Here is an 18,328-nt window from a genome sequence, read left to right on the forward strand (position 1 = left end):
GTCAGTCATCTCGTCCGTCGCGGCCGTCGATCTCCCCGGTTTGCCACCAGCCGCCGTCACCGGCCGCCCGGTTCCAGCGGCTGGGGGCCGGGCGGGGCCGGACTGCCTGATGCGGCCTGCGTTTCTGGGCCGTCAGAGGTGTGAGATGAGGTTCAGCGCCCGATGTCGCGGGTTGTGGGGTCCTGGTGTCGGGGCGCGGAGCGGAATGTGGCGGGGGCGTTGGTGGGCGCGGTGGAGGAAGGGGCGGGGGCGCGGGGAGCCGGCGGCGATGACGACAGTGGGCCGAACGAGCCTCCGATCAGGCGGGCCAGATCCAAGTGGCGGGACGGCACAGGTGATTGCGCCTGGTGTTGTCGTGCCACTTCGATGGCGGCCGTCGACGCGACGTTGCGCCCGGCAAGGGGTGGCGTGGTGGGGGCGGGACCCCGTGCGGTCGACGGTTGTGCCTGGTCCCGAGCCGGCGCGGGCGTCGTCTTCGTCCTGTGAGCGGCTGTCGCGGCCTGGCCCTGGGTCGGTCGCCGTGCGGGGTCCCGGTGCGATCGGACTGCGGGCTGGTGCGGTCGGGCCACGTGCCGGCCGGAGCGGGCGAGGGGCTTGCGATTCGCCGGCATGGGCCCCATCACCGGGAAGGCGCGTTCGCAATGCAGCTGATGCTGCGCGGCCGACAGGGTGTGTGCCCGCCCGCGCCATTCCTGCAGAACCGCCCCGCTTCCGGGCTTGAACGGGGCGATCGCGCTGCCGAGACGTTCGGTGATGTAGGCGTTGGCGGAATTGGCCTCCGAGCCCTCCATGACCACGTTGTCCACCGCGTATGCGGGTACCTCGTCGGCTGCCACGGTCATACCCGGGCTGCACCACAACACCTGGGTCAGATCCTCGAGAGTGACCAAACCGGCGGGTTTTCCGATTTGCCCACCGATGATTTCCCGGAGATCGTCGTACATGGAATTGGGATAATCCGGGAGAACATCAGCATTTCTCCATTCGGGGTGGGCATTCATCTCCATCACATGCGCCATCTCGTGAGCCCCGATCCGAATGCCCATGACTTTGGGATCCAAGTCTCGCTGCGAGAGCGACTGCAACGTCTCACGTTGTTCAGGGCTGGCCCAGTAGTCGCTGAGGACGACCGAGACACCCAGGTTGACCCAGTTCCGGTGCTCGCTTCCTTCCACCGGAACATCCGCTGGAAGAGTCAGGGTCATAGCGCCGTTGTCCCGCTCCCAGTCGGCACCATTCGATGCATAGACGTTGAACGGCAGTATGTTCCCGCGAGCACTCGTCGAGAACAATTCGGATGTTCGGAGCATCCCGTCCGTGAACTCATGAAGCGTCCTGATGTCGCCGCGCCATGGAAGCTCGGGCCTTTCCTGTAGACCATCCGACGCAATGGCGGCCGGCCGGCCCCCGGCGGCTTCCAGGGCTGCCACCAGATCACTGTGGCGCCCGAATACGTGAAACTCCGGCGACATCGAGAATTGGAAAATCTCATCGAGGTGGCGCTTCAGGGCACGTGCGACCTCGCGGTGGGTTGTGGCCGCGTAGATCTCGGGAAATCGAGAGCCACTTTCGTTGTTCACGTCACGCTCACTCGGGAATCGGGGCTTCAGGCGAGGAGTCCGCAGTAGGGGTTGAGGCGCGACTCGGGAGGTGTGGGCGGGGTGGTCAGGGCATGCGGGTCGTTTCGTGTGCCGATCGTGAGGCGATGCCGGGTGCACCGGGTCGGGAGTACCGCGGTGCCGAAAGCCTGTTCGGGGTGTCAGGGCTGTTCGGGCTGTGCGGGCTGTTCGGGTTCGGAGCGGTCACGCGCTGGGCGCCTCGCGGCAGGGTCGGCCGCAGGTAGTCGCCTTGGAGGAACGGGTGTTGGTGGTCGCGTTGTACTTTGCGGACGCACCCGCCCACACGTCAAGCCGGACATTTGTTCGACATCCTGTACGCAGATCTCGGCGGGTCTCGGTGCATGCGGGCGTGCGGGCGTGAGTTTGGGGTTGGGGTCGGTGTGGCGTTGGGCGGTGGGGGGTGGGTTGGTGATGTTGGGTGGGGTGGTTGGGGTGACGGTTTTGGTGAGGGTTGGAGGAGTTGGTGGTCGGGATGATGCGGGCTGTTGTGTTGAGTGGGCCCGGGCCGGTCGGGAATCTCGTGGTTCGGGACGTGCCGGTTCCGGAGGTGCGGGCCGGGTGGGTTCGGGTTGTGGTCAAGGCGTTTGGGCTTAATCGGTCGGAATTGCATACGCGGTTGGGGTTGGCGGAGGGGGTCAGTTTTCCGCGGGTGCCGGGGATCGAGGCTGTGGGGGTTGTGGATGCGCTTGATCCGGCCGATGGGGGGTGTGGGTTGGCGGTCGGGCAGCAAGTGGTGACGATGATGGGGAATATGGGGCGGACCTACGACGGTGGGTACGCGGAGTACACGCTGGTGCCGGTGGGGCAGGTCATTCCTTTTTCGTCGGAGTTGGCGTGGGAGGTGGTCGGGGCCGTTCCGGAGACGTTGCAGACGGCTTATGGGTCGCTGACGACCGGGCTGGATTTGGCTGCCGGGCAGACTCTGCTGGTACGCGGGGGGACTTCGTCGGTGGGGCTGGCTGCCGCCGCGTTGGCCAAGGGGCTTGGAGCGACGGTTTTGGCGACCACGCGCAAGGCCGGGAACGTGGATGTGCTGAAGGCCCAGGGGGTCGACCACGTTCTGGTCGATGACGGGGATGTGGCCGGTGCGGTACGGGCTTTGTATCCGGCTGGGGTGGACGCGGCGCTGGAGTTGGTGGGTACGCCGACGTTGCCGGACACGTTGGCCGCCACGCGGGTGCACGGGACGGTGTGTTTCACCGGGATGTTGTCCAACGAATGGCTCGTGCGCGACTTCTATCCCATTGGGTACCTGCCGAAGGGGGTTCGGCTGACGGCCTATGGGGGCGAGAGCGGTGATCTGCCGGGTGAGGTGTTGCAGCGCTACCTCGACGAGATCGCCGCGGGGCGGATTTCGTTGGGGCCGACGCACGTCTATCGGATGGACGACATCCGGCAGGCTCATACGGACATGGAAATGGGCCACACCGTGGGCAAGTTGGTCGTGTCGACCGGTCGGTGAGCGAACCTGACGGGTAGTCGGTGCGACGGGGTTCGCTCGTGGAGGCGGGCGGCGTCTATGGCTCGTGGTGGGCGTGGGGTGGGGCCGAGGAGTCCGGGGCGGGCCGGCGTGCGGGGTCGAGGGTGGGTGGGGTGGTGGAGAAGCGGGCGGATCTGGCGTCTCGTTCGTCGCCGAAGTGGTGGGTGAGGATGGTGTAGAGGTCGGGGCGGCGGCCCTTGAGCCAGCGGCGGCCGGTGGACATCGGGATCAGGGACAGGTCGATGTCGGCGGTGACCATGGTGTCTTCGGGCGACCAGGTCTCGGTGAGGATTCGGCCGTAGGGGTCGAGGATCATCGCGTTGCCGGTGCGGACCTCGTCGTCGTCGCGGCCCACGCCGTTGCTGAAGATCAGGGCCAGGCCGTTGTCGTGGGCGCGGGCCGGGAGCCAGCGCAGGAGCCAGGCGCGGCCGCTGTCGCCGCGGAAGGCCGCCTCGATCGCGGCGGGGTCGCGGTGGCGGGCCTCCCACAGGGCCATCGGGATCGGGCGCATCGAGTGTGGACTGCGTGAGGCGGTGCCGCCGGTTTGGTGCGGGGCGACCAGGATCGAGGCGCCGAGGAGCGCGGTGGCGCGGACGTTCTCGACGAGGTTGTTGTCCCAGCAGATGAGGATGCCGACGCGGATACCCCACGGGGTGTCGAAGACGGTGTGGCGGTCGCCGCTGGAGATGGCCTCGTGTTCGAAGGCGTGGAGCTTGCGGTGGCAGTGCACTCGGCCGTCGGGCAGGCAGACGGCGTACGCGTTGTAGAGGCGGCCGTCTTCCTCGTCGAGTTCGAGGAAGCCCAGGCCGGCGGCTGTACCCAGGTCCGTCGCGAGCCGGCGTACCCGGGTGACGGACGGGCCGGAGAGTGGCTCGGCGAGTTCGCGCAGGCGTTCGGGGGTGTGTCGGCGCAGGTGCCAGTAGCCGAGGAGGCACATCTCGGGGAGTACGACCAGGCGGACTCCGTCGGCGGCGGCCTCGCGGACGAAGTGTTCGACGCGGGCTAGGTTGTACGCCTTGTCGTCCGGGCGCGGCTCGAACTGTGCCGAGGCGCACCGCAGGGTTTGCTCCATCGATCACTCCCGATTTCTGGTTTGGCGTGGCTCGGTTTCGCGCGGCTCGGTTTGGTGCGGCTCGGTTTCGCGCGGCCGGGTCCGGTCGGACCGGGTGCGATCCGGGTCGTTCGGTTCCGTGTTCTCTCATCACAGTCGGGGACACCGGCTGCGGTCCAATGAATGTTCGGTGTGCTTCGATAACCCGGTGGAATGGAAAGCGACCTAGGCTTCGGGCATGGACGTGCGGTTGCTGCGGGCGCTGGTGGCGGTGGCGGACTGCGGTGGGTTCGGGGTTGCGGCGGGGCGGTTGTCGATCACCCAGCCCGCGTTGACGAAGCAGATTCAGGCGCTGGAGGCAGAGGTCGGCGGCGCGCTGTTCACCCGCGGGCGGCGAGGGGCCGAGCCCACCCGGCTCGGGCTGGCGCTGTTGCCGGAGGCGCGGGAACTGGTGCGGCGCGTCGACGCGTTGAGCCGCCGCGCCGCGCAGTTCAAGCGCGGGGAGGCCGGGAGTCTGGCGGTCGGATTCGGACTGTCCGGGATCGATCTGGCGCCACAGGCCGTGGCGGCCTTTCGGCGGCGCTTTCCGGGGGTCGAGATCACGCTGGAGGACGTGTCGTCCAACGCGCAGGTCGAGGCGGTACGGGCGGGCGATCTCGACGTGGGGTTCGTACGGCTGCCGGCGCCGGAGGATCTGGGGCGGCTCGTCGTACTGGCCGACACGCTGGCGGTGGCCTCACCCGGAGATCAGGATCCGCCGCCGATGGATCCGGCGGGAGTCGCCGCGTGGTTGCGCGGGCGGCCGGTGGTACGGCTGACTCGGGCCAAGGGGCCGGGGCTGGTGCGGCAGATCGAGCTGTTCGAGGAGGAGTTCGGGGCCCGGCCGGAACCGGTACAGGAGGCCTCCGACCTGCAGACGGTGCTCGCCCTGGTGGCGGCCGGGGTGGGTGCGGCCCTGGTACCGGCGGGCGCCGCCGACATCGCGTCGGCCACGGTCAGGGTGACCCCGATCGAGTGCGACGGCGGGTCCACCGGCGACTTCGACGCGGTGTCCTGGCGCATCGGCGCGGTGTGGGATCCGGCCCGAGTCACCCGGGTACGCGACAACTTCCTCGCCGTCGTCCGCGAGCTCGCCCGCAAGCGCGACACGGACAGCCCCGACGCCGCGCCGGTACGACGACCACGCGACCGGGGTGACGAACACAAAGGCTCTTCGAACGCTTCGTGAGCGGTGCGCGGTAGGCAGCGACGGAGCGCCGCGCAGCGGACAGCGGACAGCGGGCAGCGGGCAGCGGGCGTGGTTGGTGCGTCGGGCACGGCCAACGCAGACGGCTGCGACGGACGCGGGTGGGTGCGGACGGGTACGGCAAGCGCGATGGACGCGGCGGATGCGGTGAGCACGATGGGGGACGGCCCGCAGGGCGCGCTACCTGCGAGGGTGGCGGGTCGGGTCGGGTGAGCCGAGTTGGGCCGGGGTGGGCGATCGCGGGTGTGCGGAGGGGATGGGGGTTACTTCTTGGCGAGGCGGGCTCGGGTCAGTTCCGGGGTTTCGGGGGAGCGGGATTCGACGGTGGTTCTGAGGTCGGCGAGGGTTTGGGCGGCCAGTTCGTGGCGCCAGGCGAGGTCGGCTCGGGACATGGCCTGGGCGATGGCGCAGGACGTGCGGTAGTCGGCCGTGGGGTCGGCGTCCGGTCCGTTGTGCAGGATCTGTTGGCAGCGAAACGCGGGGTCGGGGCCCTCGATCGCGACCACCACGTCCATCAGGGTGATGTCCTTGAGAGCGCGGGCGAGGCGGAAGCCGCCACGTGGGCCGGAGGTCGAGGTGACGATGCCGGCGCGGGCAAGGGCCTGGAGCTGCTTGTTCAGGTACGCGGCGGGCAGGCCGTAGAAGGCGGCCAGCTTCGTGGCCGTGACGGCGGTACCCGACTCGGCCCATGCCAGGTTGAGGCAACTGTGCAGCGCCCACTCGACGCCTTCGCTCATCTGCATATGCTGGACGCTACCCATCCAGAATAGCCGCTACAACCCCCATTCCCCCGATCGGCCGACGGTCGGAGCAGGTGGGCGGCTCCGGTAGGAGTCGTCCGGTTCGGGCCGCGCGGTCGAGCCCTGTGGATCGGGCTGGTGGGTCGGTGCCGGTGGGTCGGTGCCGGCAGAGGGCGGGGCGCTTCCGGTGAGGCCGAGGCCGCTGGGACGGGCCGACCCCCGCTCCCGGATCGGCTGACCGTCGGGGTGGGTGGACGGTGGCCGGAACATGTGGATTGGGCCGGGCTGGGCTGGTGAGTGGTGGGGGCTTGGGGCTTGGGGCTTGGGGCTTGGTGGGCGGTAGGGGCAGGGGAGATTTAGGGATTGGTGGGACGATCTCGGGCTTCGAGGCGGCCGAGAGTCAGAGCGGATGGGTGGTCAGTTGTAGGAGGCGTTCGGCTCGGGCCGCGCCGTCGAGCGGGGCGGGGTCGGTGCCGGTGCGGCAGTGCCAGCAGAGGGCGCCGGGGGTGAGGTCCGGGCCGGGGCGGCCGCAGTCGGCGCATTCGACCAGGCGGGGGCGGTGCGACTGGGGTGGGATTACGGGGTGTCTCGGGGCCTTGGTGAGGCGGTAGTGCAGCAGTCCGGTCTTGATGGCTCTGCCCGGTGGCGGTAGGTCTTCGGTGAGTTCGCGAAAGACCTCGGCTTCGACGTGGGTGTCGCCGCCGGCCAGGCGGTCCACCAGGAACGGGACGAGGGTGCGCAACTCCCGTTCTTTGAACGCCAATCGCTCGTCCACGTCGGCGAGGGAACGAAGCAGCGCGAGCGCGCGCACGGCGGGATCGTCGACGGCCGCGACGGTGGTGGCGTCGGCTGCGGCGGCGGGCTCGGGAGCGTCTCCGGCCGCGCGTGGGCCGGACCACTCGGTGAGGCGGCCGAGCATCCGCCCGGTCGCCGAGTCCCGTAAACGCTTGGCCACCGCGATGCCTGCTTCGGTGAGTTCACGAAGCACGCGACGGGCGATGTGGGCACCTACGCCGAGGAGTTCGCGGATGGTATCGACGGTGAGAGGCGTGTCCGCGGGCATGACGTGGTAGCGGAGGGCCGCTTCCAACGCTCGCCCCGAGAGGGCGCCATATTGGGCCAACACGGTGGCGACGGGGTCCTGGACAGAGGCGGGGGCATCGATACGCTGGGCTGTAGCCATGGGACGGGGTGGGGTTTCCTCGTTCGGTGGTCAGGCCCTCGCATCGGTGTTGTAGCACCAGCGGGGGCCGACTTGCTTGTGTTGCGGATACGGAACAGCAGACAGTGCGACCGCACTTGCCGTCAATCACCCTCCGGAGTGAAGCTTCCCCACCCAGGGCCAGCCGCCGCCCCGGAGGAGCAGCCGGCCTAGTGGGTCCTAGAGAACACCGCGTCCGCACAACGGAAAACCGCACCTACGGGCTGACCTCGACAACCGGGCAGATCCTCGGACTACCCCTCCGTACAACGGATTTCATGCGCGTCGGTAAACCCACCCGTCGGGAAATCGGGGGCGGGGACGACACGTTCGAGGCGCGATCGCCGACCGGTGCCCCCGGCCCGGCGCCTCGGACGACAGCGCGCACGACGAGGCGCACGACGAGGCGCCCGGCGAAGCATTCGGCGACTCCCGACGGCACGCTCCCGACGCGCCCGCAGCGCCCCGACGCCGAGCCCGGCGGCGCTCCGACGCGAACGCGGCGACGTCCTCGGTGGCCCGTGAGGGCCACCGAGGACGTCGGGCGGCGGCGGCTTCGAAGGTCTACCGGGTCCAGCGCGGGTCGGCGGCCATCGTCTCGAGCTGGTCGAGGGTCAGCACCGGCTCGTCGCGGGACGGCCGGTGCGGGCCGAGGTCCGGCTCGAACAGGGCCCCCTCCACGTCCTCGTCAGCAGCCATGACCGTTTGACCGCCGGAGCTGTTCCCCGCGTCGACCCACACCGTGCGTCCGTCCGGATGGCGCACTCCCGCGCGCCACTGGACGAACCCGGGCGGCGCGTTGCCCACCGGCTGCCGTGCGGCGAAGGTCGTGGTGCCGTCGGGCAGGGTCCGGGTTCGACAGTCCGGGATCCCGGCGCAGGACTGCAGCGGCTCGTCGGTGACGCGCACGTTCGCGGTGACGCCCGATACCCCTCGCGCGTCCGTCACGATGATCGACGCGCCGTAGTCCGGCTCGCCCTTCGACGTGATGTTCAGCCCCGGCGGAAGCACACTCTCCAGGGTCGCCAGCATGCGCTTGTCCGGTGTGGGAAGCGCGGTGACGGCCTTCTCCCAGCGCGCGTCCGTCACGATCCGGGTGAGGTCCGCGATCGACAGTCGCGGATCCTCCTTGACCCCGATGGTGCCCTTGTCCGAACCGATGTGCTGGTCGCGGGCCCCTCCGCTGTAGGCATCCGCCGCGATCCGGCCGCCGTCGGGTCGATCCAGGATGACCCGCCAGTGCCTTTGCCGTTCCTCCCCCCACGCGTCGAGGTGGGTCTTGGCGACGGTCAGTTTCGAGCCGTCCGGCCGCTTGGTGGCCTTGCACTCGTCGTAGGGCTTGCGGCCGTCGACGGCGCCGCAGTCGACGAGCCGGGCGTCGGGGGTGCCCGGTGCCGGGCGCGACAGCTTGACCCGTACGCCGGTCGCGCCGGTCCCGTCGCCGTACACGAGCTGCGCGGTCGGGTTCTCGGCGATCATCGGCGGGTCCTTGGGCGTGAGCTGCGACCCCGTACCGAAGACGTCGCTCACGTTCCCCTTGGCCGGCAACAGGCTCGTGAGCACGGCGGTCATCTGGTTCCCGGTCACCGGCCAACCCGTGGGCGAATCCGCGTCCGGGAGGGTACGGCGGGAGGCCGGCGACCCGTCGGCCGCCAGGCCCCGATCGAGCGCCACGCCGCCGCCCACCACGGCAACCGCCATCGCGCACGCGGCGGCACCGATCCGCAGGCGCCGGACCCGACGCAGTCGCCTGCCACGCGCCAGGCCCCGGGAGATCACCCCGGGATCGTGCTCGGGGAACGTATCGGCCAGTGTGCTCAACGCGCCGGGCAGGTCCCGCTCGAAGTCGCGGTCCCGGTCCGGAACTTGCCGATCCGGACCCCGGGAGGTCCAGCCCGGGTGGTCAGCGGCCACGATGCGATCACCGGTCCTTTCGGTAGGAGGTAGGGAGGTAGGAGTACGAGAGCTCAGCGAAGATGCGGAAAACATGGGGCGAAGGTGGGATAGGTCCCTCGACACCCGAAGCGCGGAAGCGCGGAAGCGGTCGCAACGAACGCACGAGCGCGCGGACGGCCGCCCGAAGTCGGTCCCGTCACGCCCGGTCGAGGGCAAGTCCCGCCAGTTGATCGCCGAGCAGCGCCCGCAGCCGGTCCAGCGCACGATGCGCACGCACCCGTACCGCTCCCTCGGACATGTCCAGCGCGTCGGCGGTCTGCTCCACGGAGCGGTCCTCCCAGTAGCGCAGGACCAGCACCGCCCGATCCTTCGGCACGAGTGCGGCCAGACCGTCGAGGAGGGTGAGCCGCAGTTCGGGATCCCCCGTCGGGCGATCCGCGCGTTCGGGCACCGAGTCGGTGGTGCGCTCGGTGGAACTCTTGCGACGCTGCTGTTCGAGGTAGACGCGGACCAGAATGGTGTGCGCGTAGGCGAACGGCCAGTCCATCCGGCTGACCTTGCGCCATCTCGGATAGAGCTTGCCCAGCGTCTCCTGGAGCAGGTCCTCGGCGCCGTGCCAGTCACCCGAGGTGAGCAGGCACGCGGTACGGAACAGCCTGCGGCTGTGCGTGGCGGCGAACTCCTGGAAGCTCGCGTCGCTCGCGCCTGCCATCCGATGCCCCCGTTCGTCGACGTCACCAGGGGAATGGGATGGGCCCGTCGATCCGTTACAGCCCGCTCGTCACGGCCCGCCAGACCGGGTTCCTGGTTTCCGGTGCCCATCGGGTTGGGCAGGCTCGAGGCGCGCGTACCCACGCGGGACTTCGGAGTTGGGGAGAGGCGACCAGATGGCCAGGATCAAGGGGAGCGTGAAGTGGTTCAACGAAGCCAAGGGGTTCGGCTTCATCAGCCCGGAGGACGGCAGTAAGGACGTCTTCGTGCACTTCAGCGCGATCCAGGGCAACGGCTTCAAGACGCTCGCCGAGGGCCAGACGGTCGAGTTCGAGGTACAGGACGGTCAGAAGGGTCCGAGCGCCGCCAACGTGCTGGCCGTCTGACGCCGCCGACCGGGACACCCCCGATCGTGGCCACGAGGTCGGCTCGCCGATCCGTGGCCACGACGGTACGAGACCGGGCCCGGTGGGCCGCGACGCCTACGCCAGGTATCGCTCGATCGTCTCGACCTTCGCCGTCAGCCCGTCGACGACGCCTTCGCGGATGTCCGCCTTGAGCACCAGGCTGACCCGATTCGAGTGCGCCTTGACCGCCTCGACGGCCGCCTTCACCACGGCCATCACCTCGTCCCACTCGCCTTCGATCGAGGTGAACATCGCGTCGGTCCGGTTCGGCAGTCCGCTGGCCCGCACCACCTTGACGGCTTCCGCGACCGCCTCCCCGACGTCTTCACCGACACCGAGCGGGGACACCGAGAACGCGACGATCACGACAACACCTTCCGCAGCCCGAACAACGACGCCCCCAGCCTAGGCCGAGGCCGGCGCCGCTACGCGACCTCGAAAGCGGCCCGGAGCGCGCGTCGGATGTCCGCCATCGCGCGGCGCGAGACCTCGGCGGCCGAAATCGCGTTGGAGCCGTGGAAGGTACCGGGCCGGTGGTGCAGTTCGACGCGGACGCCCGCGCGAATCAGCCGGCCCGCGTACTCGATCGCCTCGTCGCGCAGCGGGTCGAGTTCGTTGGCGGTGATGTACGCCGGCGGCAGGTTCGCCACGTCCTCGGCCCGAGCCGGCGCCGCGTACGCGGTGGGCTCGGCGCCGGCCAGGTAGTACCGCCAGCTCAGCGCCGCCTGACCGCGGTCCCACAGCGGCGCCGACTCGAATTCGAGCATCGACGGCGTGTCCAGGCGGTCGTCCAGGACGGCGGTGTCCAACACCTGGTGGACCAGCGCCGGCCCACCCTCGTCCCGCGCCCGCAGCGCCAGCGCCGCGGCCAGACCGCCGCCCGCGCTGACCCCGCCCACCGCGATCCGCGCCGGGTCGCCGCCGAACGAGGGCGCGTGCTCGGCCACCCAGCGCAGCGCCGCCCACGCGTCCTCGAAACCGGCCGGGAACGGGTGCTCGGGCGCGAGCCGATACTCGACGCTCACCACGACGCAGCCGACCTCGAGCGCGGTCGCCACACAACTGCCGTCCGAGCTGTCGATGTCGCCGAACACGAAGCCGCCGCCGTGGAACCACAGCAGCACACCGAGCGAGCCGTCCGGACCGGCCGCCTCGGCCGCGTCCTTCGGCGTGTAGATCCGCACCGGGACGTCCCCGGCCACGATCCGGTCCTCGACCAGCAGGCCGTCCGGGCGCTGCACCGGCTGGGTCCGGGCCCGCTGCGCCGCGCGGAAGGCGACCGGGTCGGTGATGTCCACGATCGGCAGGTACGGGAGGACCGCGAGCAATTCGGGGTCGATGCGGTGTTCCATGCCGCGGAAAGTAGCAGCGCCGGCCGCCAACTTCTATGACGGCCCGTCAGATCAGGGCGAAGCGAGGCGGAAGTCACTCCCCCGCCGCCCCCGGGGCCGGCGATCGGCCACGCCCGGCCCGCCGACCGGGTCACCCCCGGCCCGACCTCGCCGCGACCGCCCCCACCTGCGAAATCCGCTTTCACCCGGACCACCCGCGGACGCACCATGTGGCCATGAACGCCATCCCCACCACGACGCTCTGGCGGCCGACCGGACCGGCCGAACTCGAGCTCGTGCGCGAGTCCGGCTGGACCGCGTGGCCGGCCAGGCTGCCCGACCAGCCGATCTTCTATCCGGTGCTGAACGAGGACTACGCGATCAAGATCGCGCGCGACTGGAACGTACCGGCCTCCGGGGTCGGCTACGTGACCCGCTTCAGGATCGAGACCGAGTTCGTGATCCGCTATCCGGTACGGCGGGCAGGCGGGCGAACCATCCTGGAACTGTGGGTCCCCGCAGAGGAGTTGACCGAGTTCAATCGGCACATCGTGGGACCGATCGAAGTCGTGCACGAGTTCCACTGACCCCGCGCCCGGTCGACCGACCACGAGCCGGCCGAGCGGCCGCGAAGACGAACGACCGACCCAGGGCGTGTCTTCCATCCCCCGCCGAGCTCCACGACGCCCGGCGGGGGATGGAAGACACGCCCTGGCGCACACCCCGGACACGTACGGCGCGGGCAGACCCGGGGCACCGGATCCGCCCGCGCCAGGGTGTCCAGGGGTCGGCTCACGAGGCCGGCGCCCGCAGGCTCAGCCATGCCTGGACCGGCCAGTGGTCGGACGGGCAGCGGCCGTCCCGGGTCCAGGTCAGCGTGCGCGCGTCGACGACGTCGAAATCGGCGGTGGCCAGGATCCAGTCGATGCGCTCGCCGTCCACCGGCGGCTCCCAGTTGTTGTACGTCCGGGTCGCGTCGGCCGCACCGGTGTCGCGCAGCAGCCCACCGGCGGTCAACGCCGCGTACGGACCACCGGCCGCGCCGACGTTGAAGTCACCCAGCACGATGGCCGGTTCCCCGGCGAACCGACGGGCCAACAGGGCCCGCGTCGCGTGCGCGCTCTTGCGCCGCGCGTTGGCCGAGACGTGGTCCCAGTGCGTGTTCACGACGCCGAACTCGGTGTCGGTGGCCAGATCCCGGAAGCGAATCCAGGTCATCATCCGGGGGTGGCGCCAATTCCCCCACGTGCGCGATCCGATCAGGCGCGGGAAGGCGGACAGCCACACGTGGTCGAAGGCCAGCGGCTCCAAGCGCTCGACGTCGTAGAAGACCGCGCAGAACTCGGACCGGCTGCCGCCCTCGCGACCGAGGCCGATCCAGTCGTACCGGGCCCGCAGTTCGCGTGCCAGCGGCCGAAGTTGATGCCAGCGCCCCTCCTGGGTGCCGAGCACGTGCGGACGCTCGCGGCGGATCAGCTCCAGCACGAGCGGGCGGCGCTCCCGCCACGAGTTCGGTGTCGGGTTCTCCGGGCCGCGCAGATTGAAGGTCATCACGTGCAGGGGGTCGCTCATGTCCTGGGGACTACCACCGGGACGACCGCGGCACGCCGCAAGTCACCCATCGCCCGTGCGCGTTCGGGACCGGGACCGGGACGGCGCCGCGGGACGGGCCCGTTTCGGCCCGTCCCCCTTCGGCTCCGGCCGCGTCGAACCGACCCGGCCGACTCGACCCCGCCCGGCTCGATTCCACCCGGCCCGACTCGATCCCCGGCCCGCACGGCCGAGGCTCAGCTGAACACGTCGCTGACCGCGTTGACGCCGGCCGTGACGAAGTGGTCGACCAACTCGGAGAGCGAGGACGCCACCTGGGTTCCGGACAACATCACGCCGGCCACGAAGGCCAGTATCAGGCCACCGATCTTGTAGTTCTTGTGGGTGACCAGGTAGAAGAGAATGAAGATGATCAGGATCGGGACACCGACGGTCACCCCGCGACCGACGCTGCTCGTCTCGGTGGTCACCGCCATTTGGAGCTCGACGATGGAGTCGGGCGCGGCAGCGGCCACGGCGCTCAGCGACATGTGCATGATTCCCCTCCGGTCCTGCGGTCGTCCGCCGGTCCCTGTTTGCCTTGGCGTACCCGTGATATGACGGTTCGTAAGCTACTCACGTCGCACGCACCGTCACCCGCCACCGATGGGGATGGATGCGCCGGCCATCAGACCGGCGAGCACCCAGGCCCAGCGCATGAGCCGCATCAACGGCCATTTCGCGCTGACGATCACGATCCAGAAGCCCATCATGAGCCACAGGCAAAAGGCCGCCATGAAGCCTGCCTCGGACGAGCAGCTCACGAGGAGCCCCGCACCGTAATAGGCGGCGAATCCGGCGGGAATCAGCATGGCCAGGTCGGTCCCGGTGAACGGACCGAAGCTGGACCGGGTACTCCCGTCGGTGCCACCCGCGAACGGCGCCGGCACCTTGGGTATGCCCGAACTCCCACCCTGCGTACCGGAATCGGCCGATCCGGTGGAATCGTCTCCGGCGCCGGCCGCAGGGCCCTTGCGAACGAACCTGGCCAGGCCGGAGGCGCCGGCGGAGGTGCTCGCGGCGTCGGCCGCGGCACCGGCCCCGGCCGCCCCCGCTCCCGTGCCGGTGGCCTTGGCGGGCTTGCGCCACGACAGCTTGCGCGCGCTTTCGACGGGGGTCGCGGGCGTGTTGTGCCGGCCCGGGTCGCGAGGTTTCATCACGTGCCGCACCGTGGGGCGCGCGGGACGGTCGGCGGCCCCGGGGCCGCGCTCGGACCGTCGCGCGTCGGCGCCTCGGGCGCCATCGGCGCGGCGCTCGTCGGCTCGCCCGGGGCGCGCGCCCGACCCGCTCGCGCGCTCGGTCGTACGCCGGGCCTCGGCCGCGTCCCGCTCGTGCTTCCGACGCTCCCGCAAGTCCCGCCGCCAGGACGGCTCGTCGTCCTCTTTCGGCGCTCGGGTGCCGCGCGAGGAGCCGCGTCCGGGCTCGCTCGCGCGTTCGTCACGAGAGGCCGGGAAGGCCGGTTCCTCGTCGTCGGGGTCGGCGAGATGACGGCGACGGACCAGGTCACCGAGTCGAAGTCCGCGTGCCTCGGGGGGTGGTGGCGGTTCGTACGCGCTCATCGCCTGTTATCCCCCTCCCGACTGACGTGGGCACGGCTTGCAGGCGCGGCTGTGCCGGTATGCCGCCAGTATCCACGGCGCGGCTATCCCGATCGCGAAGAACTCGCCGTCGCGCGCGCGCCCCTTGAGGTGCAACACCACCGCGAACACCGCGGCGGTGCCCAGGATGAGCATGGTCAGCACGTTCGAGTGAACGATCTTCAGCGCGATCCAATTCGAGGACGAGGTACGGGTCTTGACCGTGCTCTCCACGAACTTCTTGCGCCAGTCGCCGGCCATCACGGCCCCCAGGGCTCGGTCGTACCGAGCCGTGCGTCGATCACCGAGGCACCCGTCGGCGGTGCACCGGTCACGACCACACCGAACGTCGAAGGAACGGTCGGTGAATTGGCGAAATATGAAGCGTGGGGCGGCCGTCGGTCACCGTCGCCGATGCCGTGTGCCACCCGGGAGGGCCAGGACATACGCGGACTCCTCTCGTCCGGTGTCGCATCGCGCCCGTCGACCGGGGCCACTTCGACCCGGCGGCGGAGCTCACGGTGGTGAGGTGACGGCTCCACTCCTCTTTCCGCAGGCCGCGCTCATAGCGCGGCAAACCGGTACGTTCCATTTGACCTTGTTCAGTGTGGCCAGTGGGCGGGACAGCGTCAAGGGGCGACCGCTCGGCTGCGTTGCGTAGCCCAGCGCTCGCCCCTTCGAGGCATTCCCTTGCACTCTAAGGGCTCTGACGATCCGTCAGATGCCCTGCCGATGATCTTCGGCCACTGTTGATCTGCCGTCAGATCCGCTCCGCCGGGATCCGCCCCATCCGCCCGGCCTTGAAGTCGTCGAACGCCTGCGCCAGTTCGGCGTGCGTGTTCATCACGAACGGGCCATACCAGGCGACTTCCTCGCCGATCGGCTGCCCGCCGAGGACGATCACCTCGAGGTTGGGCTTGTTCGAATCCTGTCGGGCGTCGGCCTGGAGGTCGATCGTGTCCCCGGCACCGAACACCGCGAGCCGGCCGGTTTCGATCGGTCGCCGATCGGTGCCGACGGTGCCGGAACCCGCGAGTACGTAGACCAGCGCGTTGTAGTCCCTGTTCCAGGGCAGCGAAAGTCGTGCGCCCGGGTTGACCGAGGCATGCAGCAACGTGATCGGGGTGTGCGTGATGCCGGGACCGTCGAAGCCGCCGACGGAGCCGGCGATCAGCCGAACCAGCGCACCGCCGTCGTCCGACGCGAGCAGCTTGACGTCGCCCGCGCGGATGTCCTGGTAGCGCGGATCGGTCATCTTCTGCGCGGACGGCAGGTTCACCCACAACTGGATGCCGTGGAACAGGCCGCCACTGGCCACCAGCGCCTCCGGCGGCGCCTCGATGTGCAGCAGGCCGGAGCCTGCCGTCATCCACTGCGTGTCGCCGTCGGTGATCACACCGCCGCCTCCCGCCGAGTCCTGGTGCACGAACTCGCCGTCGATCAGATAGGTGACCGTCTCGAAGCCGCGGTGCGGGTGCCACGGGGTGCCCTTGGGCTCGCCCGGCGCGTAGTCCACCTCGCCCATCTGATCCATCATGATGAACGGGTCGAGGTAGTTCTGATTGACCCCCGCGAGGGCGCGGCGCACCGGGAAACCCTCACCCTCGACACCGCTCGGCGCGGTGGTGACGGCGAGTACGGGACGCGGCCGCGCGTCGAGACCGGGTTCCGGCAGACGCGGCAGGGCCAGCGGGTTGGCAACGGTGACGGCGGGCATGGCCTGCTCCTCGAAGACGAGTGCGGTCCCGGATTTCCCGGGTCTTGCTCGCCTCAACGATAGTTGCCCTCTCAACATTCCCCGCGCGGAGGATCGTCTTTCAGGCAGGCGGAAGCGGCCGGATGGGCGCGTCACGGGGCCGGTCCGGCAGGTGGTGGAGGGCGCGAAGAGGGCCCCGATTCGGGCGGGGCCGGGGCTGGGATCCGGGGCGGGCTTCGAGCGTGGCTTCGGCTCGGGTTCTGCTCGGGTTCTGCTCGAGTTCGGTCCCGGCTTCGGGTCGGGCGTCGAGCCCGTCTTCCGACCGGGCTTCGAGCCCATCTTCCGACCGGGATCCCACCCGGCCGCGGGTCGGATTCAGGTCCGGCCGCGGCCGGCTCGGCTTCAGGCCGGAAGCGCCCGATTCACGCTCGGCAACGACCGCTGGCCCGCGAGCCGCGCGAGCGTGGCGTCCACCGAGTCGGGCGAGAGGATCTGATCCAGGGCCATGAACGCACAGCCGGTCAGACCCGCGGCCTCACCCAGCACGCTCGGCACGATCCGCAGCTCGCGCGTGGCCACGGCGGTGGACCGTTTGTAGACGACCTCGCGCACGCCCGCGAGCAGCGGGTCACCCGCGTCGGCGAGGTCGCCGCCCAGCACCACGACCGCCGGGTTGAGCACGTTGACCACGCTCGCCAGCACCTCGCCGAGCATGCGACCCGACTCGCGCACGAGCCGGACCGCCTCGGGCTGACCGGCCGCCGCCAACGCCACCACGTCGCGCACGCTGGAGACCTCGCGACCGTCCGGGAAGCGTGCCCCGTGCGCGGCCAGCGTCTCGATCAAGTGCCGTCCGCTGGCCAGCACTTCGAGGCAGTCCACATTGCCGCACCAACACCGCACGCCGGTGCCGCCGGCGACCGGGATGTGCCCGATCTCGCCCGCCGCGCCGAGCGCGCCGCGATACACCTTGCCGTCGGCGACTATGCCCGCACCGATACCGGTGGACGCCTTGACGAACACCAGATCGCCCGCGTCGGCCCGGGCCCGGTACTCGCCGAGCGCCATCACGTTCACGTCGTTGTCCACGTACACCGGTACGGGCAACCGGCGTTGCAGCGTGGGGGCTATCGCCACCCCGTCCCAGCCGGGCAGCGTCGGCGCGCCGGCCGCGCGCCCGGTGTCCAGTTCGACCGGCCCGGGAACGGCCACCCCGACCCCGCGCACACGCGACGGGTCGAAGCCCTCGTCCGCGAGCATCGTGTCGATCCAGTCCGGCAGTCCGGTGAGCACCGCGTCCGGTCCGCCCTGCGCGGCCATCCGGGTCTCCCGGCTGGCCAGCACCCGGCCGGTCAGGTCGCAGACCGCCAACTGACCTCGGCTGCTGCCGAGCGACGCGGCGAGCACCAGGCCGCCGTCGGGGTTGAGTTCGAGGCGGATCGGCGGTCGCCCGCCGGTGGACACGCCGTCGGCGCGCTCGGCGAGCAGGCCCGCGTCGACCAGTTCGTCGATCCGGGCCGCCACCGCGGATCGGGACAGCCCGGTCAGCCGGGCGACGTCCGCCCGGGTCTCGGCATCCCCTTCACGCACAAGGCGAAGCACCTCGCCTGCACTGCTGTGCGGAATGGGGTTCGCGCGTCGGGCCATGCCTTCCAGTGAACCAGGGCAGCTTTCCCTCGGTCAAAGCCCTAAGTTCACTACTTCGACACCCGAGCGTCACTCTTTTGCTTGCCAAGAGGCAAAAGTACCCCTAGTTTGGTACCCGAACCGGCAGAGCAGCCGC

At 70.3% G+C, this 18,328-nt stretch carries 18 protein-coding genes; 4 read left to right on the forward strand and 14 right to left on the reverse strand.

The features are described 5' to 3' along the window. Positions 1–152 precede the first annotated feature (152 nt). Positions 153–1,580 (reverse strand): hypothetical protein, encoded by a 1,428-nt coding sequence (locus ACWCPW_RS07085; protein WP_449760551.1) that lies wholly within the window; start codon positions 1,578–1,580, stop codon positions 153–155. A gap of 514 nt (positions 1,581–2,094) precedes the next feature. On the opposite strand from ACWCPW_RS07085, the gene ACWCPW_RS07090 reads away from it, so the two are divergent. Further along, entirely contained in the window at positions 2,095–3,081 is a 987-nt protein-coding gene (locus ACWCPW_RS07090; protein ID WP_449760800.1) for a zinc-binding dehydrogenase, read from the forward strand. Positions 3,082–3,136: 55 nt separating this feature from the next. Here the strand turns inward: ACWCPW_RS07090 and ACWCPW_RS07095 are convergent, their stop codons facing one another. Further along, positions 3,137–4,171 (reverse strand): nitrilase family protein, encoded by a 1,035-nt coding sequence (locus ACWCPW_RS07095; RefSeq protein WP_449760552.1) that lies wholly within the window; start codon positions 4,169–4,171, stop codon positions 3,137–3,139. Between the two features lie 217 nt (positions 4,172–4,388). On the opposite strand from ACWCPW_RS07095, the gene ACWCPW_RS07100 reads away from it, so the two are divergent. Next, a complete protein-coding gene (locus ACWCPW_RS07100; RefSeq protein ID WP_449760553.1) occupies positions 4,389–5,378 on the forward strand; it encodes a LysR substrate-binding domain-containing protein in 990 nt (329 codons plus the stop codon). Between the two features lie 281 nt (positions 5,379–5,659). Here ACWCPW_RS07100 and ACWCPW_RS07105 read toward each other — a convergent pair whose 3' ends face one another. The 4 genes from ACWCPW_RS07105 to ACWCPW_RS07120 form a co-directional block, all read right to left on the reverse strand. After that, on the reverse strand, positions 5,660–6,139 hold the full coding sequence (locus tag ACWCPW_RS07105; protein ID WP_449760554.1) for an RrF2 family transcriptional regulator: 480 nt from the start codon (positions 6,137–6,139) through the stop codon (positions 5,660–5,662). 397 nt (positions 6,140–6,536) lie between these two features. Continuing rightward, on the reverse strand, positions 6,537–7,199 hold the full coding sequence (locus ACWCPW_RS07110; protein ID WP_449760555.1) for a hypothetical protein: 663 nt from the start codon (positions 7,197–7,199) through the stop codon (positions 6,537–6,539). A gap of 702 nt (positions 7,200–7,901) precedes the next feature. After that, complete coding sequence (locus ACWCPW_RS07115) at positions 7,902–9,251, reverse strand: hypothetical protein (RefSeq protein ID WP_449760556.1); 1,350 nt, start codon at positions 9,249–9,251, stop codon at positions 7,902–7,904. A gap of 178 nt (positions 9,252–9,429) precedes the next feature. Next, positions 9,430–9,945 (reverse strand): SigE family RNA polymerase sigma factor, encoded by a 516-nt coding sequence (locus ACWCPW_RS07120; RefSeq protein WP_449760557.1) that lies wholly within the window; start codon positions 9,943–9,945, stop codon positions 9,430–9,432. A gap of 175 nt (positions 9,946–10,120) precedes the next feature. Here ACWCPW_RS07120 and cspE point away from each other — a divergent pair, with 175 nt between their 5' ends. Continuing rightward, on the forward strand, positions 10,121–10,330 hold the full coding sequence (gene cspE, locus ACWCPW_RS07125; RefSeq protein WP_449760558.1) for a transcription antiterminator/RNA stability regulator CspE: 210 nt from the start codon (positions 10,121–10,123) through the stop codon (positions 10,328–10,330). Between the two features lie 96 nt (positions 10,331–10,426). On the opposite strand, the gene ACWCPW_RS07130 is transcribed toward cspE, so the two are convergent. Next, positions 10,427–10,717 carry an MTH1187 family thiamine-binding protein gene (locus ACWCPW_RS07130; protein WP_395867931.1) on the reverse strand — a complete coding sequence of 97 codons (291 nt, stop codon included), beginning with the start codon at positions 10,715–10,717 and terminating at the stop codon, positions 10,427–10,429. A gap of 59 nt (positions 10,718–10,776) precedes the next feature. Beyond that, positions 10,777–11,703, reverse strand: coding sequence for an alpha/beta hydrolase (locus ACWCPW_RS07135; RefSeq protein WP_449760559.1), 927 nt, complete (start codon positions 11,701–11,703; stop codon positions 10,777–10,779). 215 nt (positions 11,704–11,918) lie between these two features. Between ACWCPW_RS07135 and ACWCPW_RS07140 the strand changes: the two genes are divergently transcribed. After that, positions 11,919–12,269: a hypothetical protein gene (locus tag ACWCPW_RS07140; protein WP_449760560.1), complete on the forward strand. Its 351-nt coding sequence runs from the start codon at positions 11,919–11,921 to the stop codon at positions 12,267–12,269. A 205-nt stretch (positions 12,270–12,474) separates the two neighbouring features. On the opposite strand, the gene ACWCPW_RS07145 is transcribed toward ACWCPW_RS07140, so the two are convergent. The 6 genes from ACWCPW_RS07145 to ACWCPW_RS07170 all read right to left on the reverse strand — a co-directional run bounded on the left by ACWCPW_RS07145 (position 12,475) and on the right by ACWCPW_RS07170 (position 18,135). Continuing rightward, positions 12,475–13,254: an endonuclease/exonuclease/phosphatase family protein gene (locus tag ACWCPW_RS07145; RefSeq protein ID WP_449760561.1), complete on the reverse strand. Its 780-nt coding sequence runs from the start codon at positions 13,252–13,254 to the stop codon at positions 12,475–12,477. Positions 13,255–13,469: 215 nt separating this feature from the next. Beyond that, entirely contained in the window at positions 13,470–13,769 is a 300-nt protein-coding gene (locus ACWCPW_RS07150) for a hypothetical protein (protein WP_449760562.1), read from the reverse strand. A gap of 96 nt (positions 13,770–13,865) precedes the next feature. Next, positions 13,866–14,831 carry a hypothetical protein gene (locus tag ACWCPW_RS07155; RefSeq protein ID WP_449760563.1) on the reverse strand — a complete coding sequence of 322 codons (966 nt, stop codon included), beginning with the start codon at positions 14,829–14,831 and terminating at the stop codon, positions 13,866–13,868. A gap of 6 nt (positions 14,832–14,837) precedes the next feature. Further along, positions 14,838–15,110, reverse strand: coding sequence for a hypothetical protein (locus tag ACWCPW_RS07160; RefSeq protein ID WP_395867919.1), 273 nt, complete (start codon positions 15,108–15,110; stop codon positions 14,838–14,840). A 499-nt stretch (positions 15,111–15,609) separates the two neighbouring features. Beyond that, a complete protein-coding gene (locus tag ACWCPW_RS07165) occupies positions 15,610–16,566 on the reverse strand; it encodes a pirin family protein (protein WP_449760564.1) in 957 nt (318 codons plus the stop codon). Positions 16,567–16,947: 381 nt separating this feature from the next. Beyond that, positions 16,948–18,135 carry an ROK family protein gene (locus ACWCPW_RS07170; protein ID WP_449760565.1) on the reverse strand — a complete coding sequence of 396 codons (1,188 nt, stop codon included), beginning with the start codon at positions 18,133–18,135 and terminating at the stop codon, positions 16,948–16,950. Between the last annotated feature and the right edge of the window lie 193 nt (positions 18,136–18,328).

It is taken from the genome of Embleya sp. NPDC001921, assembly GCF_053594475.1.